The following is a 23,593-nucleotide window of genomic DNA, read 5'->3' on the forward strand; positions in this document are numbered from 1 at the left end:
GGAGATACATCGAGTTTCGTCGTGACGCGCCGTGAGCAGCAGCCATACTGGTGGCGCGTCTCCCCCCGATCCCGCAGTACACGAGGTCCCCATGTCCAACTCCCCCCGTACCCGCGCCGAGGTCCGCCGCCGGCGCTCGTCGACCGCGCGTGGCGGCGGCCCACGACGACGAGGCCGCGGGCTCCTGCACAAGGTGCTCCTGGGCCTCGCGGCCCTCGTCGCCCTCGGGATCGTCGCCGTCGTCATCGCGTACCTCATGACCGACATCCCCGAGCCGAACGACCGCGCGGTCGCCCAGGCCTCGGTCATCTACTACTCCGACGGCACGACGGAGATGGACCGGATCGCCACCGTCAACCGCGAGGCCGTCGAGCTCGACGCGATCCCCGACGACGTGCAGCACGCGTTCATCGCCGCCGAGGACCGCTCCTTCTACGACAACCGGGGCATCTCGCCCAAGGGCATCTTCCGCGCGGTGAGCGGGGCCCTGGCCGGGGAGGACCGCGGTGGCGGCTCGACGATCACCCAGCAGTACGTGAAGAACTACTTCCTCACCCAGGACCAGACGATCGAGCGCAAGGCGCGCGAGATCCTCATCTCGGTGAAGATCGACGGCGAGCTGAGCAAGGACGAGATCCTCGCCAACTACCTCAACACCATCTACTTCGGCCGCGGGGCCGACGGGATCCAGACCGCCTCGCAGGCCTACTTCGGCAAGGACGTCGAGGACCTCTCGGCCTCCGAGGGCGCCCTGCTGGCCAGCGTCATCCGCGGTCCCTCGCTCTACGACCCCTCGCTCGGGCAGGAGCAGACCACCCTGGCGAAGGGGAGGTGGGCCTACGTCCTCGACGGCATGGTCGAGAAGGGCTGGATGACGCCCGCCGAGCGCGCGAAGCAGAAGTTCCCGAAGGTCAAGGCGCCCAAACGCTCCCAGTCGCCCTCGAGCGACATCGGTTTCATCACCGAGGAGGTGCGCACCGAGCTGCGCAGCAAGCTCGAGCTCTCCGACGCCGACATCGACCGGGGCGGGTTCAAGATCGTCACGACGATCGACAAGAAGGCGCAGCGCGCCGCCCGTGAGGCGGTCGAGGACAACCGGCCGACCGGCGAGCGGACCTCCGACCTGCACATCGGCCTCGCGGCCATCCAGCCGGGCGACGGCGCGATCCGCGCGATGTACGGCGGCTCCCGCTTCGGCAAGGGCCGCTACGGCTACTTCAACTCCGCCGTCGACGGCAAGATGCAGGCCGGCTCGACGATGAAGCCCTTCACGATGATCGCCGCCCTGCGCAAGGGGATCCCGCTCTACACGACGTACAGCGGGGCGAGCCCGTACTACGACAAGGCGTTCATCTACGACGGCAAGGACGCGACCGCGATCCAGCGCGCCGGGGGTGTCGTCAACTACGGCAACACGTCGTACGGACCGGTCAACATGCGCACCGCGACGCAGAAGTCGGTCAACACGTACTACGCCCAGCTCAACCTCGCCGCCGGGGCGAGGTCGACGGCCGAGTCGGCCAAGGACTCCGGCGTCGTCGCGTGGAACGGTGACAAGCGCACCGGGATCTCCACCGGGCCGGGCAATGTCTTCGGCACGGACGCCGTGCGGGTCATCGACATGGCCAACGCCTACGCGACCATCGCGGCCGAGGGACGACGGGCCACCCCGTACTACATCTCCTCGGTGAAGAGCACCGGCGAGTACGAGCTGGACTACAAGGTCAAGAAGGACGTGCGCCGCGCCTTCCCGCAGGACGTCGCCCGCGACGCGATCCAGGCGATGAGCCAGGTGGGCCAGCCCGGGGGCACCGGGTACCCGACGGTGGCCGACCTGGGCCGCCCGGTGGGGGGCAAGACCGGCACGACGTCCAACAACTACGCCGCCTGGTTCGACGGCTTCACCCCGGGGCAGCTGGCCACTGCCGTCGGCATGTACAAGGGCGACGGGCGGCTCGTCGACAAGAACCAGCTGGTGAACCTCGGCGGGTACGGCGAGATCACCGGCGGCACGGTCCCGGCCCGCATGTGGACCGACTTCATGATCGGCGCCCTCGAGGGCGAGCCGGTCAGGAAGCTGCCACCGCCGGGCAACGTCAAGTACCGGCCGCAGACCGACGGGCCCACCGACGCGCCGCCGCCGATCACGACGACGACGCAGGCCCCGGAGCCCGTGCCGACGACGACCTCCCAGACGCCGCGCACCACCACGACGACGACCACGTCGACGCCGTCCTCGACGAGCACGAGCTCCTCCTCCTCGTCCAGCACCTCCTCGAGCACGACGACGAGCACCACCCCGCCGCCACCGACGACGACCTCCACGCCGCCGCCGACGCCGACGACGACGACGACCTCCACGCCGCCGCCACCGCCGCCGACGACCACGACGACGCCGACGACCACGCCGCTGCCGACCATCCCGCGGCCCACGGGTGGTGGCCGCGGGACGGAGCAGGGGGAGTAGGTGCCCCGCGAGTCGACCCCGCGGGACCTGCTGCCCGAGGACGCGAGCGAGCTGCTCGGCGGGCCCATGGGTCGCCGGGTCGCTGCGCGGCAGCTCGCACTGGGACGGGTGCTGCCGCTGGTCGCGGCGCTGAGCATGGTCCCGCTCGCCGGGGCCGTGCTGCGCCAAGGCCACTGCATCGGCACCGGCTGGAACGGTGACGACCAGTTCTGGCGCGGGTGCTTCTCCGACCTGCCGGCGCAGTACCAGCTCGGCGGGCTCGAACGGGGCATCGGCGGGTGGCTCGCCGGCGAGATCCGCCTCGAGCAGATGCCGCTCCTGTCCGGGCTGATGTCCCTCGTCGGCGGGCTCATCCCCGACACCGGGGGCTGGCTGACCGACACCCGCTGGTACCTGACGACCTGGACGCTGCTCATCGCGATCTGCCTCGTCGTCGCCGTGTGGTGCCTCGGGCGGATGCGCCCCCAGCGCCTCGACCTGGCGACCCAGCTGGCCCTCTCGCCGGTCCACGTCGTCGCGGCGCTGCTCTCGCCGGACATGGTCGTCGTCACCCTCGTGCTGGCCGCGATGCTCGCCGACTGGACGCGGCGCCCCGTCCTCGCGGGCGTCCTCCTGGGCGTGGCCCTGCTCGGGCACGCCTGGGTCGGCATGGTCGCCGTCGCGCTGGTCGTCGCCGCGCGCCGCGTCGGGCACGTCGAGGACGCCGTGCGCACCGTCGCGGTGGCGCTCGGCACCGCCCTGGCCGTCGGTCTCGTCCTCGCGCTCGCCTCCCCGGAGATCGCCACCGGACCGCTGCGCGCGTGGTGGGGCGGCAAGCCCGGCTACGGCTCGGTCCTGATGATCCCCGAGCTCGCGGGCCACCCCCTGCCGAGCCGGGTCGCGCCCCTCTTCGCCCTCGTCGGCTGGGCCGCGGCGACCTGGGCGGGTGTGCTCATGGCCCGCCGCGCCTGGCGACCGGCGACGTGGGCGCAGGTCGCCGCCTTCACGGTCCCGCTCGTGGCGCTCACCGGAGCCTCGGTGCCGGTGCAGGCGGCCTTGTGGGTGCTGCCGCTGGCGATCCTCGCGGGCGTCTCGTGGCGCACCCACCTCGGCTTCGTCGCCGTCGAGGCGGTCCACGCCACCGCGCTGTGGCTGCACATCGGTGCGGCGTCCGACCCGGACACGGGCCTGCCCGCACCGTGGTACGCCGTCATCGTCCTCGGCCGGGCGATGGCGTGGGGCTTCCTGCTGTGGAGCGTCTGGTACACGCCGGTCGACAACCCGGCGCCCTCCCTTCGTCCCCAGACCCCGACGGTCGACGACGAGCGTCCACAGGAGCCGGTCACCGTCTGAGCGGCCCGTCGCCCGGGTGCACGCTTTGGTGCGAAGGGAGTGCAGCCGATACCCTCGGGTGTCTCCCGTGTCGTCGTCGTCCTGACGGCGTGCCCGGGGACCGATGCACAAACCCTCCTGTCACGGAGAGACCGTGACCGCACAGACCGAAGGAGGCGGGTTATCAGCATGCGTCAGTACGAGCTCATGGTCATCTTCGACCCCGAGACCGACGAGCGGGCCGTCCAGCCGCTGTTCGACAAGTTCCTCACCGTCGTCACCAAGGACGGCGGCAGCGTGGACAAGATCGACCACTGGGGCCGTCGTCGTCTCGCCTACGAGATCAACAAGAAGGCAGAGGGCCTCTACGCCGTCGCCAACCTGACCTGCACGCCGGCGACGAGCAAGGAGCTCGACCGCCAGCTGGGTCTCTCCGAGCAGGTCCTGCGGACCAAGCTCATGCGCATCGAGGCCTGAGACAGCCTCGACCCCCGGTCCGTCGGTGCATGCCGACGGACTCACCTGAGACGATCACCGATCGAGAAGGAAACCCATGGCAGGCGAGACCCCCATCACCGTTATCGGCAACCTCACGGCTGACCCGGAGCTCCGGTTCACCCCGAGTGGCGCCGCAGTGGCCAACTTCACCGTTGCCTCGACCCCCCGCACGTTCGATCGCCAGACGAACGAGTGGAAGGACGCGGAGACGCTCTTCATGCGCTGCTCCGTGTGGCGCGAGGCCGCCGAGAACGTTGCGGAGTCCCTGACCCGTGGCACCCGGGTCGTCGTGACCGGTCGCCTGATCTCCCGCTCGTGGGAGGACAAGGAGACCGGCCAGAAGCGCTCCGTCATGGAGATGCAGGTCGACGAGGTCGGCCCGTCGCTGCGCTACGCCACCGCCAAGGTGACGAAGACCCAGCGCGGCGGTGGCGGCGGCCAGGGCGGCGGCGGTTCCTGGGGCGGCGGTGGCCAGCAGGGTGGTTCCGGCGGCGGCTTCGGCGGCCAGCAGGAGGACCCGTGGGCGACCGGCGGCCAGCAGGGGGGCGCCCCGCAGGGTGGCGGCTTCGGCGGCCAGCAGGCTCCCGCCCAAGGTGGCGCCCCGCAGGGCGGCGGCCAGGGTGGCGGTGGCTGGGGCAACGCGCCCAGCTACGACGAGCCCCCCTTCTGATCGATCCCTCACGCCCGGGTCCGCCCGAGCACCAGACAACACCCCCATCCCGAGGACCAACCTCGGGCTCTCGTGAACACCGAAGGAGAGCACCACGATGGCCAAGCCCGTAGTGCGCAAGCCCAAGAAGAAGGCCAACCCGCTCAAGGCGGCGAAGGTCGAGAACATCGACTACAAGGACGCGAACCTGCTGCGCAAGTTCATCTCCGACCGCGGGAAGATCCGTGCCCGTCGCGTCACCGGCGTGTCCGTCCAGGAGCAGCGCCGCATCGCGACCGCTGTCAAGAACGCCCGGGAGATGGCCCTGCTGCCCTACTCCTCGTCCAACCGCTGATCCGCGGCCGCGAAGAATCCAGGAGCAGACATGAAGGTCATCCTCACCCACGAGGTCTCCGGCCTCGGTACCGCCGGTGACGTCGTCGACGTCAAGCCGGGTTACGCCCGCAACTTCCTCTACCGTCGCGGCCTCGCCGAGGCGTGGACCAAGGGTGCGCAGAAGCAGGTCGAGGCGCTCGCCGCCGGCCGCGCCGCTCGCGCCGTGAAGTCCCTCGAGGAGGCGACCTCGATCAAGGGCAACCTCGAGTCGCAGAAGGTCACCATCGCCGCCCACGCCGGCGAGTCCGGTCGCCTCTTCGGCGCCGTGACGAGCCGCGAGGTCGCCGAGGCCGTCAAGGCCGGCGGTGGCCCGGAGCTCGACCGTCGCACGATCGAGATCCCGACGCCGATCAAGTCGGTCGGCCCGGCCGAGGCGCTCGTGCGCCTGCACCCCGAGGTCCAGGCGAAGGTCAGCCTCGACGTCGTCGCCGGCTGAGTCCGGTCACATCCCGACGGGGGGCCCACCATCACGGTGGGCCCCCCGTCGTCGTGGGTAGTCCTCCCCATGTCCACGGAGGGTCGGCAAACCGTAAGGTTCGTGCCAAGACTTCGTCACGACCCGGGGAGAGATCATGACCCAGCCGCCCTTCGGCCAGCCACCCGCGCCCGGCGGCCAGCCCCCACCGCCTCCCGGGTACGGGCAGCCTGGGTACGGACAGCCCGTCCACGGGCAGTACCCGGGCGTCCCGCCGCAGTACCCCGGCGTCCAGCAGCAGCCCGGCCAGTGGGGGCACCAGCTCCCGCCCCAGCCGGCCCCGAGCTCCCGCAGGGCCCTCAGGTGGGGCGCCCTCGGTGTCGCGGGTGTCCTCTCCCTCGGTCTCCTCGGCGGCGGCGCGCTCTTCGCCTACGGCAAGATCAACGGCGGCGGCCCCCAGCCGGAGACGGCCCTGCCGGCGACCGCCATCGCCTTCGCCAAGGTCGACCTCGACCCGTCCGCCGACCAGAAGGTCGACGCCTTCCGCTTCGCCCGCAAGTTCCCCGGCGCCCGCGACGAGCTCGCCGACATCGACGAGGGCAGCGACCTGCGCCAGGAGCTCTTCGACGCCATCAAGGAGGACGGCGGGCTCGAGGGCGTCGACTACGCGCAGGACGTCGAGCCCTGGCTCGGCCAGCGCTTCGGCGTCGCGGTCCTCCCGCCCACCGACGGCTCGAGCGAGCCCGGTGTCGTCGTGGCACTGGCGAGCACCGACGAGGACGCCGCCCGCCGGGGCCTGTCGAAGGTGACCGGCACCGGTGGCTACTGCTCCGTCCAGCCCGATTTCGCGATCTGCGGCGAGGAGCAGTCGGTCGTCGACACGGCGGTCGACGAGGCCCAGGACAGCCCGCTCGCCGAGGACGACCGCTTCACCCAGGACATGGAGGACCTCGGCGAGGACGGCCTCGTCACCGGCTGGATGGACGCGAACAGGGCGCAGCAGCTCCTGGGCGCCCTCGGCACCGGTGTCTCCACCACCTCCGAGCCGGTCGGCCGCTACGCCGCCGCGATCCGCTTCGACGGACCGACCCTCGAGATCGCCGGCCGCGCCAACGGCCTGCCCGACGGCAGCGTCCCCGCCGGGGACGGGACCGCGGTCGGCGACCTGCCGGCCGACACCTTCGCCGCACTGTCGATCTCCGGCCTGGACGAGTCGATCCGCAAGGCCTGGCCCCAGTTCGACAAGGGTGCGAGGGGGAGCCTCGGCGAGGACTGGCAGGACGGGATCGACTCCTTCACCCAGGAGACCGGCCTCTCCGTGCCCGATGACCTCGCCAAGGCGGTCGGGAGCGAGACGAGCCTCGCCGTCGGGCCGGACGCGGACACCCCCAAGGTCGCCCTGGTGACCAACGGTGACCGCGGGCTCATCGACAAGCTCGTCGCCTCCGTCAACAGCAGCACCACCGGCACGGGCGGCACGCCCCAGCTGACGGTCAAGGATGCCGACGGCAACCGGACGGTCGTCTCGACCGATGCCGGCTACGCCGACCAGGTCGCCACCGGGTCCGGTCTCGCGGACGCCGACGCCTTCAGGGACGCGGTCCCGGACGCCGACAAGGCCGGCAGCGTGGGGTACCTCGACATCGCCAAGGCCGTCGAGCTCTTCGGCGAGGACCTCGGCGACGAGGAGCGCGCCAACCTCGGGGCGTTGAAGTCCGCCGGATTCGCCGTCTGGGGCGAGAGCGACCACGCGGACTTCCGCTTCCGCCTGACGACGAGCTGACCCGCTCGACCTCGTCCGCAGCCCGGCCCCGGTCTTCCACCGGTGCCGGGCAGCGGGCAGGATGCAGGGGTGACTTCGATGGAGCAGACCGACCGGATCCGTGAGCGCCGCGACGAGTTCTGGCGCGGCGTCGGCCAGCTGGGCGCGCAGCGCGGTCCCCTGGGCGACGCCGACGAGCCGGCGCTGTGGCCGACCGGTTCCTCTGCCTACCTGCACGTCGTCACCGCGCACTCGGGTGTCGTCGCGACCGACGGCCTCAGCGACCCCTCGGGTGACGAAGGGGAGTCCGCCGCGCCCGGCCTCGGGGTCGAGGTCTACGTCGAGGGCCGCGAGCTGGTCGAGGGGCCCGAGGGCGAAGGGCGGTGGCTCGCCACCGCGCTCGAGGAGGCCGCCGGCGCGATCGCCGGTGCCGGCACCAGCCTGGGTGAGGCGCTCGCCTCCCACGACCTGCTCTCCCTCGAGCTCTCCGCCGGCGACGCACCCGCCGACTGGGTGGCCGAGGGTCGCCTCGGTGCCCTCGTGGGCGTCGAGCTGCCGGGCCGCGGCCAGGCCTTCGACGTCGAGGGCGGGCGGGTCCGGGCGCTGGCGCTGACCCCCCTTCGTCCGTCCGAGCTGGCGGTCGTCACCGCCGAGGGTGCGGCCGGCCGCCGCCGGATCGCCGAGGCGCTCGCCGACGCCGGCTGGTACTCGTACGCCGACAGCACCCGGCCCCCGGTCGCCTGACCCCGCGGTTCGAGGTAACTGCGACGGTCTGTCCGGTCCGAGATACCTCGACCGGAGACACCTCGACTCAGCGGCGGGCGCCGGTCACCGCCCAGGCGTCGCCGCGGACCCGGTAGGCCATGAACCCACCCCGGATCGCCATGAACGCGGTGAACGCGAGCCACAGGGTGACGACGGCGGCCTCGGGCCCGTGCCCGTCGCCGAGGGTCCTGGCCAGCCAGATGACGGGGACGTAGGCGAGCAGGACGAGGGCCATCGACCCGGCGAGCCAGCGGCCGTCGCCCGCGCCGATGAGCACCCCGTCGACGACGAAGACGTAGCCCGACAGCGGCTGGGCGAGCGCGACGACGAGCAGTCCCGCGGCGATGGCGCCGCGCACCTGCGGGTCGTCGGTGAAGAGCGCGGGGAGCACCCGGTGCAGCGCGGCGAGGACGAGCCCGAGGCCGACCCCGCCCCAGACGCCCCACCGGACCATGAAGGCGGTGGCGGCGCGCGCCCCCTTCGCGTCACCGCTGCCGAGCGCGGCCCCGGTGAGCGCCTGCCCGGCGATGGCCAGGGCGTCGAGGGCGAAGACGAGCAGCGACCAGACGGTCGTCGTGACCTGGTACGCCGCGAGCGGCACGTCACCGAAGCCGGCCGCGACCCAGACCGTGAGCAGCAGGATCGCGCGCAGCGCGAGCGTGCGGACCAGCAGGGGCGCGCCGTCGAGCGCGGCGTCGACGACCCGCCCCACATGAGGGCGAAGGGAGGCCCCCACGCCTCGTCCCCGGCCCACCACGACCGCGAGCAGCGCCACGGCCATGCCCCACTGGGCGATCACCGTGCCCCACGCGGCGCCGGCGATCCCGAGGCCGACCCCGTGGACGAGGAGGACCGACAGGACGGCGTTGGCGCCGAAGCCCGCCGCCGAGGCGACGAGCGGGGTCCGGGTGTCCTGCAGGCCGCGCAGGATGCCGGTCGCCGCGAGCACGAGGAGCATCGCGGGCAGGCCGAGCGCGCTGACGCGCAGGTAGACGACGGCCTGGTCCAGCGCCTGCGGCGACGAGCCGAAGGCACCGGCGAGCGGCCGGGCCCCGAGCCCGACGACCGCCGCGACGACGAGCCCCAGGCCTCCCGCGAGCCAGATCCCGCCGGTGCCGAGCTCGATCGCGCCGCGCGTCGACCCGGCGCCGTACTGCCGCGCGACGACGCTCGTCGTGCCGTACGCGAGGAAGACGAAGACGCCTGCCGCGGTGAGGAGCACGGAGCTCGCGGTGCCGAGCCCGGCGAGCGGGATCACGCCGAGACGACCGACGACCGCGGCGTCGACCATGAGGAAGAGCGGCTCGGCGACGAGCGCGAGGAAGGCCGGCACGGCCAGGGCGAGGACCTCTCGCGGCCCGGCCCGCACCGTCATCGGGGTGCCGGGCTCGGAGGTCATGCCCCCGACCCTAGGTCGCCCCGCCCGCGAGACTCGGGCCAGGTCGGCTATCGGGGCCACATTGCGGCCATGGGCCGAGTCTCGGGGGAGTGCTCCCCGGTGCCGTGGCCGCCCGCGGTCCGTAGAGTGACCGCGACATCAGGACCACAGGATCGAAGGGGACGTACGTGCCGCCAGCGAGCAGGATCAGCCAGGACCACCTCGAGCGGGCTCGCAGCCTCGTCGCCCTGGTCGACAAGGGCTTCGAGTCCAAGGTCGTCGGCCAGCGTCGGCTGCGCGAGACCCTGCTCATCGGTCTGCTGACGAGCGGCCACGTCCTGCTCGAGTCGGTCCCCGGTCTGGCGAAGACGACCGCGGCGCACGCGCTCGCGACGGCGATCGGCGGGTCCTTCAAGCGCATCCAGTGCACCCCGGACCTGCTGCCGAGCGACATCGTCGGCACCCAGGTGTACGACGCGAGCACGGGCAAGTTCGTCACCCAGCTCGGACCGGTGCACGCCAACTTCGTCCTGCTCGACGAGATCAACCGCAGCTCGGCCAAGACCCAGTCGGCGATGCTCGAGGCGATGCAGGAGCGCCAGACCTCCATCGGCGGCCAGGTCTTCAAGGTGCCGGAGCCCTTCCTCGTCCTCGCGACGCAGAACCCCATCGAGCAGGAGGGCACCTACGTCCTGCCCGAGGCCCAGCTCGACCGGTTCATGCTCAAGGACCTGCTCGACTACCCCAGCCCGGCCGAGGAGGTCGAGGTCGTGCGCCGCATCGACGCCGGCGTCTTCGACCAGCCCGAGCGGGCGATGATCGACATCGCCGACGCTCGCGAGCTGCAGCGCCTGGCCGCGTCGGTCTATCTCGACAAGGCGATCCTCGACTACATCACCTTCATCGTCGCGGCGACCCGCACCCCCGGCAAGGTCATGCCACCCGAGCTGGCCCGCTACGTCGAGATCGGGGCCAGCCCGCGCGCCTCGATCGCCTTCGCCAAGGCCGCCCGCGCCTCCGCGCTGCTGCAGGGGCGCGACCACGTCATCCCCGAGGACGTGCGCCACCTGGCCCATCGCGTGCTGCGCCACCGCGTCCTGCTCACCTACGAGGCCACCGCCGACGACGTGCGCGTCGAGACGATCATCGACGCCGTCGTGCGCGCCGTCCGCACCCCCTAGGACGCCATGACGCGTCTCGTCCACAAGGTCAAGGGCAAGCTGTCGATCCACGTCCGGCGACGCTCGGTGGCGCTGCTCGACGGCGGCTACGCCTCGGTCCACAAGGGTCGCTCGATGGACTTCGACGACCTGCGCGCCTATGCCGTCGGCGACGACATCCGCGACATCGACTGGCGGGCGTCGGCCCGCCACGGCTCGATGCTCATCAAGCGGTACGTGGCCGAGCGGCACTTCTCGCTCATCATCGTCATGCCCGCCGGCCGCGAGATGGCCGCGACCGCGGCGGGCGGCGAGCCCAAGCGCGACGTCGCGGTCCTCGCCGCCGGGGTGCTCGGCTGGCTCGCCGTCCGGCACGGCGACGACGTGTCGATGATCAGCGGTGCTCCCGGGCGCATCCACGCCACCCGGGCGCGCAGCTCGGAGGGCCACCTGGAGCTGCTCCTGCAGGAGGCGATGACGCTCTCCCAGGCCGACTCCCCTTCGTCGGACCTGCCGGGGCTGCTGCGGCACATCACCCGCAACGTCAAGGGGCGCAAGGTCGTGCTCGTCATCGCCGACGACGGGGTGGAGCCGGCCGCAGTCGAGGACACCCTCCGCACGCTCCGCCTGCGGCACGAGGTGCTGTGGGTCGACATCGCCGACCTCGACCCGCTGGCCCTCGCCCCCGAGACCCTCGTGCGCGATGTCGCGTCCGACCACCCGCTGCCCGACCTGCTCGCCGCCGACCGCGCGCTCGCCACCGCCTTCCGGCAGGCGGAGAGCACCCGTCGGCACGACGTCGACGCGATGCTGCGGCGCACCGACGTCTCCTCCGCGCGCGCCGGCCACACCGACGAGGTCGTGCCGATGATCGTGCGCATGCTCGAGAAGAGACGCCGTGGACGCTGACCCGATCTACCTCGCGCCCCAGGGCTACGCGGTCACCTGGCCGGTCCTCGGAGGCTTCATCCTCTTCGGCCTGCTGATCTGGGCCGTCGCCATCTGGCTGCTCACCCGCCGCCCGGAGGACCCCGAGCTGCACGGCAGCCTGCCGCCGTCCGCGCTCGCCAAGCTGCGCCGCGACGCGCTCACCCGCATCGACGAGGTCGAGGCCAGGGTGCGGGCCGAGGAGATCACGGCACGAAGGGGGCACCACGAGCTGTCGAAGATCGTGCGCGGATTCGTCAGCAGGGCCAGCGGGCTCAAGGCCGAGATCATGACCGCGGCCGACCTGCGCGAGCGCGGCCCCGCCCATCTCGCGGCGCTCATCGAGGAGTACTACCCGCGCCAGTTCGGTGCCGACGAGGCCGACCCGCCGAGCTTCACCCGCTCGGCCGGCGCCGCCCGCGACGTCGTCGGGGGGTGGTCGTGATGGGTCTGACCTGGTGGTGGCTCACCCTGCTCATCGTCCTCGTCCTGCTCGTCGTCGCCGGGCTCGGCTGGTGGCTGGCCGGGCGCGACACAGCGGCCAAGGACGCCGTCCTCGTCGCCCACTCGGCCCGCCTCACCCGCCTGCCGGCCTACCGCGCCGCGATCTCGCGCCAACGGGTGCGCCTCCTCGGCATCGCCGCCGTCATCGGGCTGACCGTCCTGCCCCTGGCCGTCGCCGCCGGTCGCCCCGGCACGACCGAGACCATCGACCCGGAGAAGAACAACCGCGACATCATGCTCTGCCTCGACGTCTCCGGGTCCATGTTCACGACCGACCAGGCGGTGCTCAACGACTTCGCCGAGATCGTCGGCCGCTTCCGCGGGGAGCGGATCGGCCTCGTGCTCTTCAACAACCAGGCGGTGACCGCCTTCCCCCTCACCGACGACTACGAGCTCGTCGAGGAGCAGCTCAAGGGCTACGCCGACGGGTTCAGCCTCTTCGGCGGCGAGGGCGAGTACAACCCGATCGACGGCACCTTCAACCAGAAGATCCTCGCCAGCTCGCTCGTCGGCGACGGTCTCGCCAGCTGCGTGCTCAACTTCGACCACCTCGACCAGGAGCGACCGCGGGCGATCATCCTCGGCACGGACAACGAGGTGCACGGCGACGGCGTGTACTCGCTCGGCGAGGCGACCGACCTGGCCGTCGAGCGCAAGGTGCGCGTCTACGCCCTCAACCCGCAGCCCTACGGCGCCAACCACTCCACGCTGTCCGCGGCGACGGAGCGGACCGGCGGCCGCACGTGGGGGCTCGACCAGGCCAGTGTGACCGAGGAGGTCACGAGCAACATCGAGGAGCTCGAGGCTGCCCGCCTGCCCGACGTCGCACCGGTCCACGTGCGCACCGACCTGCCGACGCTCTGGTTGAGCTTCGGCCTCCTCGGCCTCGTCGTGCTCTACCCGCTCCTGTGGTGGTGGCGCCGATGAGCCTGCACCCCGTCATCCCGTGGCCCCTGGTCGTGGTCGCCGGCCTGCTGCTCGTCGGCTTCACCGGCTGGCGCGTCCTCGCCGACGGGCGTCACCGCCCGCGGTGGGTCCTGCGACTGGTCACCGCCCTCGTCATGGTCCTCGCCCTCCTCGGACCCGCGGTCAGCGGCTCGATCGCGCGGCAGGCCTCCTCGGACGTCAACGTCTTCTTCGTCGTCGACACGACGACCTCGTCGATGGCCCGCGACCACGACGGCGAGCGCACGCGTCTCGAGGGCTACCGCGAGGACATCGCGAAGATCCAGGCGGAGATGCCGGGGGCGCGCTTCTCGATCATCACCTTCGACTACACGGCCCGCGTGGTCATGCCGCTCACGACGGACACCCAGGCGCTGAAGACCGCCGCCGAGAACCTGCGCCCGGAGAACAGCCTGTACTCCGGCGGGTCCTCGATCACGATCGCCCAGGAGCGGCTGCGCACCACCCTGGAGGGCGCCAAGGAGCGCCAGCCGGAGCGCTCGCGCATCGTCTTCTACCTCGGCGACGGCGAGCAGACCGCGGCGCAGGAGCCCGCCCCCTTCGACCTGCCCGACCTCGTCGACGGTGGCGCCGTGCTCGGGTACGGGAGCGACAAGGGCGGCCGCATGGCGACGACGTCGGCGGACGGGACCCCCGGCGAGGACGTCAAGGACGCCCAGGGCAACCCCGGTGTCAGCACGATCGACGAGCAGCGGCTGAAGGAGGTCGCCTACCAGCTCGGCGTGCCCTACACGCACCGCACGGGCGGCGACATCGGGCCGGCCCTGGAGGACGCGGACCCCGGCACGACCGTCGAGGGCGCCGGCGCGGCGATCGAGACGTACACCTCGCTCGTGTGGGTCCTCGCCACGGTGATGTCCCTGCTGCTCCTCGTCGACCTCTTCATCACGACCCGTGAGATCGGCCGACTGCGGAGGGCCACGGCATGAGCACACCCACCGAACCCCGACTGCGACGACGGCGGCGCCTCATCTGGGCGACGGTGCTCCCGGCCATCGTCCTGATCGTCCTCGCGATCCGCTTCCTCACCCTGCCGGTCTTCATCGGGCAGGCCCAGGACGCCCACGGCCGCGACGACGGGCAGGGCATGCGCGACGCCGCCGACAAGCTCGGCGTGCTCAACATCGTCGAGCGGTGGCGCGCCCCCTTCGTCGAGGGCACCGGACGGTCCGTCCAGGGCGACCTCGAAGGGGGTCGTGAGGACCTCGAGCTGGCGCTCTCGCGCACCGACGACCCGCAGGACGACTGCACCGTCCGGACCAACCTCGTGCTGACCGTCTCCGCGCAGGCCGACAAGGCCAAGGAGGCCGGCGACCCGGCGGGCGAGAAGGCCTTCGCGCAGGAGGCGCTGAAGCTCATCGAGGAAGGACCGGAAGGGTGCCTCGACGGGTCCGACGACGGCAACGAGGGCGAGGCGGGCCGCAAGCAGCAGGAGGCCAAGGACAAGCTCGAGGAGCAGACCGGCCAGAAGAAGCCGGACGACGGCGGTGGCGAGGACCCGAAGAAGGGTGAGGACGAGCAGGACGGCTCGGGCGAGGAGGAGGACCCGAAGAAGAAGGAGCTGCAGGAGCGCAACCAGAACGGCCAGCAGGAGTCGGAGGAGAACCGCCGCGACAAGGAGGCCCGCGACAAGGGCAACGACGGGGGCGTCGACAAGCCCTGGTGACCTGAAGTCCCCTAGGGCAATGCACACTCTGGACGTCAAGAAGTTGCATTCCCCTAGGGCAATGCAGGGGGCTGCGGTCAGCGCTCGTCGAGCATGAGGTCGATCGTGTAGTCCTCGGCCCGGTAGGCGTGGTCGCCGAACTCGATGGCGGCGCCGGAGGCGTCGAAGGCCATCCGGGTCATCGTGATCACCGGCTGGCCCGAGCGCATCCCGAGGGAGCGGCGCTCGGCGGCCGTCGGCATCCGGGCCCCGATCGACTGGCGGGCGACGACCGGCTTGACGCCGCGGCGGCGCAGCAGCGCATACAGGCCCTGCTCCTGCAGGTCCTCCCGCGAGATGTCCGCGTGCGCCGGCGGCAGCCAGTTGTGCATGAGGGCGAGCGGCTGGTCGCCGGCGGAGCGCACCCGCACGATCGAGAGCATCTCGGTGTCGGCGTCGAGGTCGAGCGCCGCGGCGGCCCGCTCGTCGGTGCGCAGCTCGATCTCGACGACCTCGGTGCGCGGCTCGCGCCCCTCGGCCTCGAGGTCGTCGTAGAGCGAGGACAGCCGGGCGCGGCGGTGCACCTTGCGGTTGGCGACGGTCGTGCCGAGCCCCCGGCGCCGCACGAGCAGCCCTTGGTCGACCATCTCCTGGATCGCGCGGCGCACGGTGGGGCGGGAGAGGCCCAGCCGTCCGGCGAGGGCGATCTCGTTCTCGAAGGGGTCCCCGGGCTGGAGCCGGCCGTCGTCGATCGCCGCGGTCAGCTGCTCCGCGAGCTGGTGGTACAGCGGGACGGGCGACCCGCGGTCGATGACCACGTCGAGCTGCAGCGCTGGCATGCGGGGAGCATACGCCCAGGACGTCAGCGAGGCATGACGTGCATATGTCCTGACAAAGCATTGACAGCAGGACGAAGGGTGGGGAAGAGTTGCGCGCAACCTCGCGCCACGGTGCGCGGCCACCTACGCAAAGGAGCGTCCCCCGCGATGCGGATCGGTCTCATCGGCCTCGGCCGGATCGGTGCCTTCCATGCCGACACCCTGCTCGGCCTCCCGGCCCTGACGAGCCTCGTCATCAGCGACGCCCGGCCGGCGACGGTCGCGCGGGTGGCGGAGGACCTGCGGGTCGGGCACCCGGACGCCACGGTGGAGACCGTGACCCCGGGCGAGCTCCTGGGGGCCGGGCTCGACGGGCTCGTCATCGCGACGGCGACCCCGGGGCACGCCGAGTGGATCCGGGCCGGGATCGCCGCAGGCGTCCCCACCTTCTGCGAGAAGCCGGTCGCGGCCTCGCTCGGGGAGACGATCGAGCTGGCCCGCCTGGAGGCCGACAGCGCCACCCCGGTGCACATCGGGCACCAGCGGCGCCTCGACGCGGGGTTCCGCCGGGCGCGCGAGGCGGTGGCCTCGGGCGAGCTGGGCTTCGTCCACACCATCCGCGCCACGACCCACGACCAGGCCCCGCCGCCGGCGGAGTTCATCCCGACCTCGGGCGGCATCTTCCGCGACTGCGGCGTCCACGACTTCGACGCGATCCGCTTCGTCACCGGGCGCGAGATCGCCTCGGTGTACGCCGTGGGCTCGAACAAGGGCGCGGACTTCTTCGCCGAGGCCGGTGACGTCGACACCGGCGCCGCGGTGCTCACCCTCGACGACGACACGATCGTGCTCATGTCGACGACCCGCTACAACGGCGGCGGCCACGACGTGCGCATGGAGGTCATGGGGGAGCTCGGCACGATCGCCGTGGGCCTCGACCACTCGCTGCCGATGTTCAGCGCCGAGGCGGACGTCGACTTCCCCCGCGGCCCCCAGCACTGGTCCTTCATGGACCGCTTCCGCCCCGCGTACCGGACCGAGCTGGCGACCTTCTGCGAGGTGGCCGCCGGTCGCGTGCCGAGCCCCTGCACCATCTCCGACGCCCTCGCGGCGTACCGCACCGCCGAGGCCTGCGAGCTCTCGCGTGCGCAGCGCCGCCCCGTCGACCTGACCGAGATCGAAGGACTGTGACGATGACCCAGACCCGCACCCCACTCACCGAGCGCATCGCCGCCGCGCCCATCTCCTGGGGCGTCTGCGAGGTGCCCGGCTGGGGCTGGCAGCACGAGCCGGCGACCGTCCTGGCGCAGATGCGCGAGCTCGGCATCGCCGCGACCGAGTTCGGCCCCGACGGCTTCCTGCCCGACGCGCCGGCCGACAAGGCGGGGACGCTCGCCCGGTACGGGTTGGCCGCCGTCGGCCAGTTCGTCCCCGTCGTCCTGCACGACCCGGGGGTCGACCTCCTTCCCACCGTGGAGACCGCGATGGCGGGCCTCGTCGCCGCCCGGGCCACCACCGTCGTCATCGCCGCCGCCACGGGCGCGGAGGGGTACGACGCCCGGCCCGAGCTCGACGACGCCGGCTGGGCGACGCTGCTGCGCAACCTCGACCGGATCGCGGATGCCGCTGCGGCACAAGGGCTCACGGCCACCCTCCACCCGCACGTCGGCACGATGGTCGAGTCCGGCGGGGAGACCGACCGCGTGCTCGCCGGGTCCCGCATCGGGCTGTGCCTCGACACCGGGCACCTCCTCATCGGCGGCGGCGACCCGGTCCGCGTCGCGCAGGAGCACCCCGAGCGGATCGCCCACGTCCACCTCAAGGACGTCGACCTCGCCTGGGCGCGCAAGGTGCAGGACGGCGCGGCCGGCTACACCGAGGCCGTCGCGGCTGGCATGTACGTGGCCCTCGGACGCGGCGACGTCGACATCGCCGCCATCGTCCGCTCGCTCGAGGGGGCCGGGTACGACGGCTGGTACGTGCTCGAGCAGGACACGGTCCTCGCGGGCGACCCCGCCGACCCCGCTACGGCGAAGGGGGCCGCCGACCCCGTCGCGGACGTCCGGGAGTCGGTCGCGCACCTGACGTCGATCGCGGAGGGGACGCGCTGATGTACGACCTCGTGACGATGGGCCGGACCGGGGTGGACATCTACCCCCTGGACCACGGGGTGCCGCTGGAGGAGGTGCGCACCTTCGAGAAGTTCCTCGGCGGGTCCGCGACCAATGTCGCCGTCGCTGCCGCGCGGTACGGGCTGCGGGCCGCGCTCGTCACCAAGACGGGGGCCGACGCCTTCGGGCGGTACGTGCGCGCCGAGGCCGAGCGGCTCGGTGTCGCGGGCGAGTTCATCACCCCCATCGAGGGTGACGGCCCGCCGACGCCGGTGACCTTCTGCGAGGTGCACCCGCCGGACGACTTCCCGCTGTACTTCTACCGCTGGCCGACCGCGCCGGACCTCATGCTCACCGAGGCCGACCTGCCGCTCGAGGAGATCCGCGGGGCGCGGGTCTTCTGGGCCACCGTCACGGGTCTGTGCGCCGAGCCCTCCCGCGCGGCCCACCACGCCGCCTGGGCGGCACGGGGCCGAGCCCGCCACACCGTGCTCGACCTCGACTACCGGCCGATGTTCTGGTCCACGCCCCAGGAGGCGAGCGCCGAGGTCGGCCGTGCCCTCGAGCACGTGATGATCGCCGTCGGCAACCGTGAGGAGTGCGAGGTCGCCGTCGGCGAGACCGACCCGCACCGCGCCGCCGACGCCCTCCTCGAGCGCGGCCTGGAGCTGGCGGTCGTCAAGCAGGGACCGAAGGGGGTGCTCGCCGCCACCGCCGACGAGCGGGTCGAGGTGCCGCCCTTCCCCGTCGAGGTCGTGAACGGCCTGGGCGCGGGGGACGCCTTCGGCGGGGCGCTCGTCCACGGGCTGCTCGCGGGGTGGGAGCTGCGACGCATCCTCGAGTTCGCCAATGTCGCGGGGGCCCTCGTCGCCTCCCGGCTCGAGTGCAGCACCGCGATGCCGACCACCGCCGAGGTCGAGGACGCCCTCGCCCGACGCACCACCGAGGGAGCGCCCGCATGAGCACGCCGACCTCCGCCACCACCCCCTTCGTCGACGTGGCCGCGATCACCGGCGTCCGTGCCGCCGACCCGGGCGCCGTCGAGCGCGGCTGGGCGGCCCGCACCCGCCGCCCGCTCCTCGCCGACGACGGTCGGATGCTCGTCGTCGCCGCCGACCACCCGGCCCGGGGGGCGCTCGGGGTGCGTGGCGACGCCTTCGCGATGGGCTCCCGATCCGACCTGCTCGCCCGACTGGCGACCGCCCTCTCGCGGCCCGGGATCGACGGCGTGCTCGGCACGCCGGACGTTCTCGACGACCTGCTCCTCATGGGCGCGCTCGAGGGCAAGGTCGTCGTCGGCTCGATGAACCGCGGTGGCCTGCAAGGCTCCTCGTTCGAGCTCGACGACCGCTTCACCGGCTACACGGCGGCCGAGATCGTCGCCCGCGGGCTCGACGGCGGCAAGATGCTCACCCGCATCGCCCTCGACGACCCCGCCACGGCCGCGACGCTCGAGGCGAGCGCCCGGGCGGTCACCGAGCTGGCTGCGGGGCGGACGATGGCCATGGTCGAGCCCTTCTGGTCCGCGCGCCGCGACGGCAAGGTGGTCAACCTGCTCGACCCCGACTCCACGATCCGGTCCATCGCGGTCGCCTCCGGGCTGGGCGCGAGCAGCGCGCACACCTGGCTCAAGCTGCCCGTCGTCGACGAGCTGGAGCGGGTCATGGACGCGACGACCCTCCCTTCGCTCCTCCTCGGCGGTGACCCGCTGGGCGACCCGCACGACACGTACGCCGCGTGGGGCCGCTCGCTCGCCCTCCCGCAGGTGCGCGGCCTCGTCGTCGGGCGCGCGCTGCTCTACCCGCCGGACGGCGATGTCGCCGGCGCCGTCGACATCGCGGCCGGCCTCGTCCACGGGGGTGCCGCGTGAACCACACCCCCCGCACCGGAGCGGACAACGAGCGCTGGTTCCACCCCTTCGCGCCGAAGGGGGGAGCCTGGGTCGTCGAGATCACCGACGCCGTCGAGGGCTGGCAGCACACCTCGCTGCGCGTCGCCGTGCTCGAGCCGGGCGCCACCCTCGACCACGAGCTCGTCGGCGAGGAGGGCGTCGTCGTGCCCCTCGTGGGCGGGGTCACCGTGACCGCCGGGGGTGCCGAGCACGTGCTCGCAGGGCGCCCCAGCGTCTTCGCCGGGCCGAGCGACACCCTCTACCTGCCGGCCGGGACCGCCCTCACGCTGACCAACCCGGGTGCCGCCCCCGCGCGGATCGCCCTGTGCGGTGCCCGGGTCGACGACCCGACCGGCGGCGGCCGCGAGATCGTGCTCGTGCCGGCCGCGGACGTGCCCGTCGAGCTGCGCGGGGCCGGGGCGTGCAGCCGCGAGGTCCGCGGCTTCGCGATGCCGGGCACGCTGCCCGGTGCGGAGCAGGTCCTCGCCTGCGAGGTCGTCACGCCCGCCGGCGGATGGAGCTCCTACCCGCCGCACAAGCACGACACCGACCGGCCCGGGCAGGAGAGCCGGCTGGAGGAGATCTACTACTTCGAGACGCAGACCGCCGGGGACCAGGCCGCGCCGGTCACCCGGGGCACCGACCGCGCGGACGGCCGCCAGCCCGTCGGGTACCAGCAGGTCTACGGCGCGCAGGGGCGCGACATCGACGTCCTCGTCGAGGTCGCGACCGGCGACACCGTCCTCGTCCCGCACGGCTGGCACGGCCCGGCGATGGCCGCGCCCGACGCGGACCTGTACTACCTCAACGTCATGGCCGGTCCCGGACCCGACCGGGTCTGGCTGATCTGCGACGACCCCGCCCACGGGGCGATCCGGGAGACCTGGGAGGGGCAGCGATGAGCAGCGAGCGTGGGGAGACGGTGCGGCTGACGGTGGCCCAGGCGCTGGTGCGCTTCCTCGGGCACCAGTGGAGCGAGCGGGACGGGCAGCGGCAGCGGCTCATCGAGGGCTGCCTCGGGATCTTCGGCCACGGCAACGTCGCCGGCGTCGGGCAGGCGCTCCTCCAGGAGGAGCTCGCGGCGGACGGGGAGCCGCCCCTGCCCTACGTGCTGGCGCGCAACGAGCAGGCGATGGTCCACACCGCCGTCGCCTACGCCCGCCAGCGCGACCGGCTGCAGACGTGGGCCTGCACCGCCTCCGTGGGACCCGGCAGCACCAACATGCTCACCGGGGCGGCGCTCGCGACGATCAACCGGCTGCCGGTGCTGCTCCTGCCGAGCTCGACCTTCGCCACCCGCGCGGCCGGCCCGCTGCTGCAGGAGCTCGAGCAGCCGCACGGCGGGGACCTCACGGTCAACGACGCCTTCCGCCCGCTCTCCCGGTTCTACGACGAGGTGCGCCGCCCCGAGCAGCTGCCGAGCATCCTGCTCGCGGCGATGCGGGTGCTCACCGACCCCGTCGAGACGGGTGCGGTGACGATCTCCCTGCCGCAGGACGTGCAGGCCGAGGCGCACGACTGGCCGGTCGAGCTCTTCGCCGACCGCGCTTGGCACATCGCCCGGCCGCCGGCCGAGCCGGCGCGCATCGCCGCCGCAGCCCAGATCATCCGCGGGTCCCGGCGGCCGATGATCGTCGCCGGGGGCGGGGTCCACCACTCGGGGGCGGAGGACGCGCTCGCGGCCCTCTGCGCGGCCACCGGCATCCCCGTGGGCGAGACCCAGTCCGGCAAGGGCTCGCTGCTGCACGGCAACCCGCAGCTGCTCGGCGCCGTCGGCTCCACGGGGACGACCGCGGCCAACGCCGTCGCGGCGCAGGCGGACGTCGTCATCGGCGTCGGCACGCGCTACCAGGACTTCACGACCGCCTCCCGCACGGCCTTCGCGGCGGAGGGGGTCCGGTTCGTCAACCTCAACATCGGCTCCTTCGACGCGGCCAAGCACTCCGGCCTGGGCGTCGTCGGTGATGCCCGCGAGGCCCTCACCGCCCTCGCCGCCGCCCTGGACGGCTGGTCCGTCGACGACGCGTACCGGGAGGAGCAGGCCCGCCTGTGGGCGGACTGGGACGCGCAGGTCGAGGCGAGCCACCACCCTTCGCGCCGGGTCACCGACGCGCTCGCCGACGGCCGGCTCACCCAGGGCACCGTCCTCGGGCTCGTCAACGAGCTGAGCGACCCACGTGACGTCCTGCTCTGCGCCGCCGGGTCGATGCCCGGTGACCTGCACAAGGCGTGGCGGGTGCGTGAGCGGCGGGCGTACCACGTGGAGTACGGCTACTCCTGCATGGGCTACGAGGTGCCGGCGTCCATCGGCGTCCGCTGGGCCGACCCGACGCGCGACGTCTTCGCGATGGTCGGCGACGGGGGTTACCTCATGATGCCCACCGAGCTCGTCACCGCCGTGCAGGAGCGGACCAAGGTCATCGTCGTGCTCGTGCAGAACCACGGGTTCCACTCCATCGGGTCGCTCTCGGAGTCGCTGGGGTCCCAGCGCTACGGCACGGCCTACCGGGCGCGGGGTGCGCAGTCGGGTCGGCTCGACGGGGAGGTGCTGCCGGTGGACCTGGCCGCCAACGCCCGATCGCTCGGCTGCCACGTCATCGAGGTGCACGACCGCGAGGGCCTCGCCGCGGCCATCCGCGCGGCCAAGGCCGCGCCGGCCGACGGCGGGCCGGTGGTCATCCACGTCGAGACCGACCCGATGGTCTTCGGCCCGGACTCCGCCAGCTGGTGGGACGTGCCGGTGGCGGAGGTCAGCCACCTGGCGAGCACGCAGGGGGCGCGCACCGGGTACGAGCAGGCCAAGACCGCACAACGAACACATCTCGCACCTGCCGATCTCCGACACCACCCGGACGAGAGCGGCCAGACTCACAACTGAACGAGGTGCCCGTCCCGGGCACCCTCCCTCCACGGTCCACCGCAACGGCGCGGCGGACGAGAGAAAGGCAGATCCCATGTCACGCATCACTCGCGTCGGCGTCATGACGACCTCGGCGGTGGCTGCGCTCGCGCTCGCCGCCTGCTCCTCCTCGGGGGGCAAGCAGACGGACTCCGGCGAGGACTCCGCCGGCGGCAAGGCCGACACCCCCGAGATGACCGTCGCCCTCGTCACCCACGCCGCTCCCGGGGACACCTTCTGGGACCAGGTGCGGGCCGGCGCGGAGGACGCGGCCAAGAAGGACAACATCAAGCTCGAGTACACCGCCGACCCCGACGGGGCCCGTCAGGCGACCCTCGTGCAGCAGGCCGTCGACAAGAAGGTCGACGGCATCGCCGTCACCCTCGCCAAGCCCGAGGCGATGAAGGGCAATGTCGAGAACGCCGTGGGCGCGGACATCCCCGTGGTCGCCCTCAACGCCGGCATGGAGGACTGGAAGGACATGGGCGTGCTGTCCTTCTTCGGGCAGGACGACGAGCTCGCCGGCGAGGCCGCGGGCGAGCGGCTCACCGAGGAGAAGGCGGGCAAGACCCTCTGCGTCATCCAGGAGCAGGGTCACGTCGGCCTCGAGGCCCGCTGCAAGGGCGTCGCCTCCAAGTTCGACAAGTCGGAGAAGATCTACGTCAAGGGCACCGACACGGCCGACGTCCAGTCGACGATCACCGCCAAGCTGCAGGACGACACGGCGATCACCCACGTCCTCACGCTGGGTGCCCCCTTCGCCCTCATCGCCCAGAAGTCGGTGGGCGAGGCCGGCAGCAAGGCCAAGGTCGCGACCTTCGACCTCAACGACGAGGCCCTGCAGCAGATCAAGGACGGCAAGATCGAGTGGGCCGTCGACCAGCAGCCCTACGTCCAGGGCTACATGGCCGTCGACGCGCTGTGGCTGCGCGCCAACAAGGGTGCCTCCGTCGGTGGTGGCCAGCCCACGTTCACCGGGCCCGCCTTCGTCGACGACAAGAACGTCGACCTGCTGCTCAAGAAGTGATCTC

General features: G+C 72.7%; 23 protein-coding genes. 21 read left to right on the forward strand and 2 right to left on the reverse strand.

The annotated features are described in order from the left end of the window. The first annotated feature begins 91 nt into the window (after positions 1-91). The 8 genes from JT1_RS14095 to JT1_RS14130 all read left to right on the forward strand — a co-directional run bounded on the left by JT1_RS14095 (position 92) and on the right by JT1_RS14130 (position 8,242). Positions 92-2,467: a transglycosylase domain-containing protein gene (locus tag JT1_RS14095; protein WP_068327742.1), complete on the forward strand. Its 2,376-nt coding sequence runs from the start codon at positions 92-94 to the stop codon at positions 2,465-2,467. After that, positions 2,468-3,799 carry a glycosyltransferase family protein gene (locus JT1_RS14100; protein WP_068327745.1) on the forward strand — a complete coding sequence of 444 codons (1,332 nt, stop codon included), beginning with the start codon at positions 2,468-2,470 and terminating at the stop codon, positions 3,797-3,799. Positions 3,800-3,967: 168 nt separating this feature from the next. Beyond that, on the forward strand, positions 3,968-4,255 hold the full coding sequence (gene rpsF / locus JT1_RS14105) for a 30S ribosomal protein S6 (RefSeq protein ID WP_068327747.1): 288 nt from the start codon (positions 3,968-3,970) through the stop codon (positions 4,253-4,255). Between the two features lie 76 nt (positions 4,256-4,331). Further along, positions 4,332-4,946, forward strand: coding sequence for a single-stranded DNA-binding protein (locus tag JT1_RS14110; protein ID WP_068327750.1), 615 nt, complete (start codon positions 4,332-4,334; stop codon positions 4,944-4,946). A 97-nt stretch (positions 4,947-5,043) separates the two neighbouring features. Continuing rightward, positions 5,044-5,280: a 30S ribosomal protein S18 gene (rpsR, locus tag JT1_RS14115; protein ID WP_007925814.1), complete on the forward strand. Its 237-nt coding sequence runs from the start codon at positions 5,044-5,046 to the stop codon at positions 5,278-5,280. A gap of 30 nt (positions 5,281-5,310) precedes the next feature. Then, a complete protein-coding gene (gene rplI / locus JT1_RS14120; RefSeq protein ID WP_068327754.1) occupies positions 5,311-5,757 on the forward strand; it encodes a 50S ribosomal protein L9 in 447 nt (148 codons plus the stop codon). A gap of 136 nt (positions 5,758-5,893) precedes the next feature. Beyond that, positions 5,894-7,519 carry a DUF3352 domain-containing protein gene (locus tag JT1_RS14125; protein ID WP_068327757.1) on the forward strand — a complete coding sequence of 542 codons (1,626 nt, stop codon included), beginning with the start codon at positions 5,894-5,896 and terminating at the stop codon, positions 7,517-7,519. Positions 7,520-7,597: 78 nt separating this feature from the next. Next, the gene (locus JT1_RS14130; protein ID WP_068327760.1) at positions 7,598-8,242 is read left to right on the forward strand and encodes a suppressor of fused domain protein; all 645 of its coding nucleotides are present in this window, start codon (positions 7,598-7,600) and stop codon (positions 8,240-8,242) included. Between the two features lie 67 nt (positions 8,243-8,309). On the opposite strand, the gene JT1_RS14135 is transcribed toward JT1_RS14130, so the two are convergent. Further along, entirely contained in the window at positions 8,310-9,662 is a 1,353-nt protein-coding gene (locus tag JT1_RS14135; protein WP_068327763.1) for an MATE family efflux transporter, read from the reverse strand. Between the two features lie 167 nt (positions 9,663-9,829). Between JT1_RS14135 and JT1_RS14140 the strand changes: the two genes are divergently transcribed. From JT1_RS14140 to JT1_RS14165, 6 genes are read left to right on the forward strand one after another with little or no spacing between them, the layout of a single operon-like run. Next, positions 9,830-10,822 (forward strand): AAA family ATPase, encoded by a 993-nt coding sequence (locus tag JT1_RS14140; RefSeq protein WP_068327766.1) that lies wholly within the window; start codon positions 9,830-9,832, stop codon positions 10,820-10,822. 6 nt (positions 10,823-10,828) lie between these two features. Continuing rightward, the gene (locus JT1_RS14145) at positions 10,829-11,710 is read left to right on the forward strand and encodes a DUF58 domain-containing protein (RefSeq protein WP_068327769.1); all 882 of its coding nucleotides are present in this window, start codon (positions 10,829-10,831) and stop codon (positions 11,708-11,710) included. Beyond that, on the forward strand, positions 11,700-12,173 hold the full coding sequence (locus tag JT1_RS14150) for a hypothetical protein (protein WP_068327772.1): 474 nt from the start codon (positions 11,700-11,702) through the stop codon (positions 12,171-12,173). Before JT1_RS14145 ends, JT1_RS14150 begins: the two co-directional genes overlap by 11 nt. Next, entirely contained in the window at positions 12,173-13,159 is a 987-nt protein-coding gene (locus tag JT1_RS14155) for a VWA domain-containing protein (RefSeq protein ID WP_169702018.1), read from the forward strand. The genes JT1_RS14150 and JT1_RS14155 overlap by 1 nt, the downstream gene beginning before the upstream one ends. After that, on the forward strand, positions 13,156-14,127 hold the full coding sequence (locus JT1_RS14160) for a vWA domain-containing protein (RefSeq protein ID WP_082807758.1): 972 nt from the start codon (positions 13,156-13,158) through the stop codon (positions 14,125-14,127). Before JT1_RS14155 ends, JT1_RS14160 begins: the two co-directional genes overlap by 4 nt. Further along, the gene (locus JT1_RS14165) at positions 14,124-14,864 is read left to right on the forward strand and encodes a hypothetical protein (protein WP_068327782.1); all 741 of its coding nucleotides are present in this window, start codon (positions 14,124-14,126) and stop codon (positions 14,862-14,864) included. The genes JT1_RS14160 and JT1_RS14165 overlap by 4 nt, the downstream gene beginning before the upstream one ends. Before the next feature lie 77 nt (positions 14,865-14,941). On the opposite strand, the gene JT1_RS14170 is transcribed toward JT1_RS14165, so the two are convergent. Then, positions 14,942-15,682, reverse strand: a complete 741-nt coding sequence (locus JT1_RS14170) for a GntR family transcriptional regulator (protein WP_068327785.1) — start codon at positions 15,680-15,682, stop codon at positions 14,942-14,944. A gap of 147 nt (positions 15,683-15,829) precedes the next feature. Between JT1_RS14170 and JT1_RS14175 the strand changes: the two genes are divergently transcribed. The 7 genes from JT1_RS14175 to JT1_RS14205 all read left to right on the forward strand — a co-directional run bounded on the left by JT1_RS14175 (position 15,830) and on the right by JT1_RS14205 (position 23,589). Then, positions 15,830-16,852 (forward strand): Gfo/Idh/MocA family protein, encoded by a 1,023-nt coding sequence (locus JT1_RS14175; RefSeq protein WP_068327788.1) that lies wholly within the window; start codon positions 15,830-15,832, stop codon positions 16,850-16,852. A gap of 2 nt (positions 16,853-16,854) precedes the next feature. Beyond that, positions 16,855-17,772, forward strand: a complete 918-nt coding sequence (locus tag JT1_RS14180) for a TIM barrel protein (RefSeq protein ID WP_068327793.1) — start codon at positions 16,855-16,857, stop codon at positions 17,770-17,772. Next, entirely contained in the window at positions 17,772-18,734 is a 963-nt protein-coding gene (gene iolC, locus JT1_RS14185) for a 5-dehydro-2-deoxygluconokinase (RefSeq protein WP_068327795.1), read from the forward strand. The genes JT1_RS14180 and iolC overlap by 1 nt, the downstream gene beginning before the upstream one ends. Beyond that, complete coding sequence (locus tag JT1_RS14190; protein ID WP_068327797.1) at positions 18,731-19,642, forward strand: Cgl0159 family (beta/alpha)8-fold protein; 912 nt, start codon at positions 18,731-18,733, stop codon at positions 19,640-19,642. The genes iolC and JT1_RS14190 overlap by 4 nt, the downstream gene beginning before the upstream one ends. Beyond that, positions 19,639-20,565: a 5-deoxy-glucuronate isomerase gene (gene iolB / locus JT1_RS14195; RefSeq protein ID WP_068327800.1), complete on the forward strand. Its 927-nt coding sequence runs from the start codon at positions 19,639-19,641 to the stop codon at positions 20,563-20,565. Before JT1_RS14190 ends, iolB begins: the two co-directional genes overlap by 4 nt. Beyond that, the gene (gene iolD / locus JT1_RS14200) at positions 20,562-22,541 is read left to right on the forward strand and encodes a 3D-(3,5/4)-trihydroxycyclohexane-1,2-dione acylhydrolase (decyclizing) (protein ID WP_068327802.1); all 1,980 of its coding nucleotides are present in this window, start codon (positions 20,562-20,564) and stop codon (positions 22,539-22,541) included. The genes iolB and iolD overlap by 4 nt, the downstream gene beginning before the upstream one ends. Positions 22,542-22,617: 76 nt before the next feature. Beyond that, positions 22,618-23,589: a substrate-binding domain-containing protein gene (locus JT1_RS14205; RefSeq protein ID WP_068327804.1), complete on the forward strand. Its 972-nt coding sequence runs from the start codon at positions 22,618-22,620 to the stop codon at positions 23,587-23,589. Positions 23,590-23,593 lie beyond the last annotated feature (4 nt).

Source organism: Janibacter terrae NBRC 107853, from assembly GCF_001591405.1.
In the GTDB taxonomy this organism is placed as follows: Bacteria; Actinomycetota; Actinomycetes; order Actinomycetales; family Dermatophilaceae; genus Janibacter; species Janibacter terrae.

Coding starts and splice junctions, on each gene's coding strand:
- rplI (WP_068327754.1), top strand. CDS start 5,311: ATGAAGGTCATCCTCACCCACGAGGTCTCCGGCCTCGGTACCGCCGGT.
- JT1_RS14135 (WP_068327763.1), bottom strand. CDS start 9,662: ATGACCTCCGAGCCCGGCACCCCGATGACGGTGCGGGCCGGGCCGCGA.
- JT1_RS14160 (WP_082807758.1), top strand. CDS start 13,156: ATGAGCCTGCACCCCGTCATCCCGTGGCCCCTGGTCGTGGTCGCCGGC.
- JT1_RS14155 (WP_169702018.1), top strand. CDS start 12,173: ATGGGTCTGACCTGGTGGTGGCTCACCCTGCTCATCGTCCTCGTCCTG.
- rpsR (WP_007925814.1), top strand. CDS start 5,044: ATGGCCAAGCCCGTAGTGCGCAAGCCCAAGAAGAAGGCCAACCCGCTC.
- JT1_RS14190 (WP_068327797.1), top strand. CDS start 18,731: ATGAGCACGCCGACCTCCGCCACCACCCCCTTCGTCGACGTGGCCGCG.
- rpsF (WP_068327747.1), top strand. CDS start 3,968: ATGCGTCAGTACGAGCTCATGGTCATCTTCGACCCCGAGACCGACGAG.
- JT1_RS14110 (WP_068327750.1), top strand. CDS start 4,332: ATGGCAGGCGAGACCCCCATCACCGTTATCGGCAACCTCACGGCTGAC.
- JT1_RS14165 (WP_068327782.1), top strand. CDS start 14,124: ATGAGCACACCCACCGAACCCCGACTGCGACGACGGCGGCGCCTCATC.
- JT1_RS14125 (WP_068327757.1), top strand. CDS start 5,894: ATGACCCAGCCGCCCTTCGGCCAGCCACCCGCGCCCGGCGGCCAGCCC.
- iolC (WP_068327795.1), top strand. CDS start 17,772: ATGTACGACCTCGTGACGATGGGCCGGACCGGGGTGGACATCTACCCC.
- JT1_RS14180 (WP_068327793.1), top strand. CDS start 16,855: ATGACCCAGACCCGCACCCCACTCACCGAGCGCATCGCCGCCGCGCCC.
- JT1_RS14095 (WP_068327742.1), top strand. CDS start 92: ATGTCCAACTCCCCCCGTACCCGCGCCGAGGTCCGCCGCCGGCGCTCG.
- JT1_RS14170 (WP_068327785.1), bottom strand. CDS start 15,682: ATGCCAGCGCTGCAGCTCGACGTGGTCATCGACCGCGGGTCGCCCGTC.
- JT1_RS14145 (WP_068327769.1), top strand. CDS start 10,829: ATGACGCGTCTCGTCCACAAGGTCAAGGGCAAGCTGTCGATCCACGTC.
- JT1_RS14130 (WP_068327760.1), top strand. CDS start 7,598: ATGGAGCAGACCGACCGGATCCGTGAGCGCCGCGACGAGTTCTGGCGC.
- JT1_RS14205 (WP_068327804.1), top strand. CDS start 22,618: ATGTCACGCATCACTCGCGTCGGCGTCATGACGACCTCGGCGGTGGCT.
- JT1_RS14175 (WP_068327788.1), top strand. CDS start 15,830: ATGCGGATCGGTCTCATCGGCCTCGGCCGGATCGGTGCCTTCCATGCC.
- iolD (WP_068327802.1), top strand. CDS start 20,562: ATGAGCAGCGAGCGTGGGGAGACGGTGCGGCTGACGGTGGCCCAGGCG.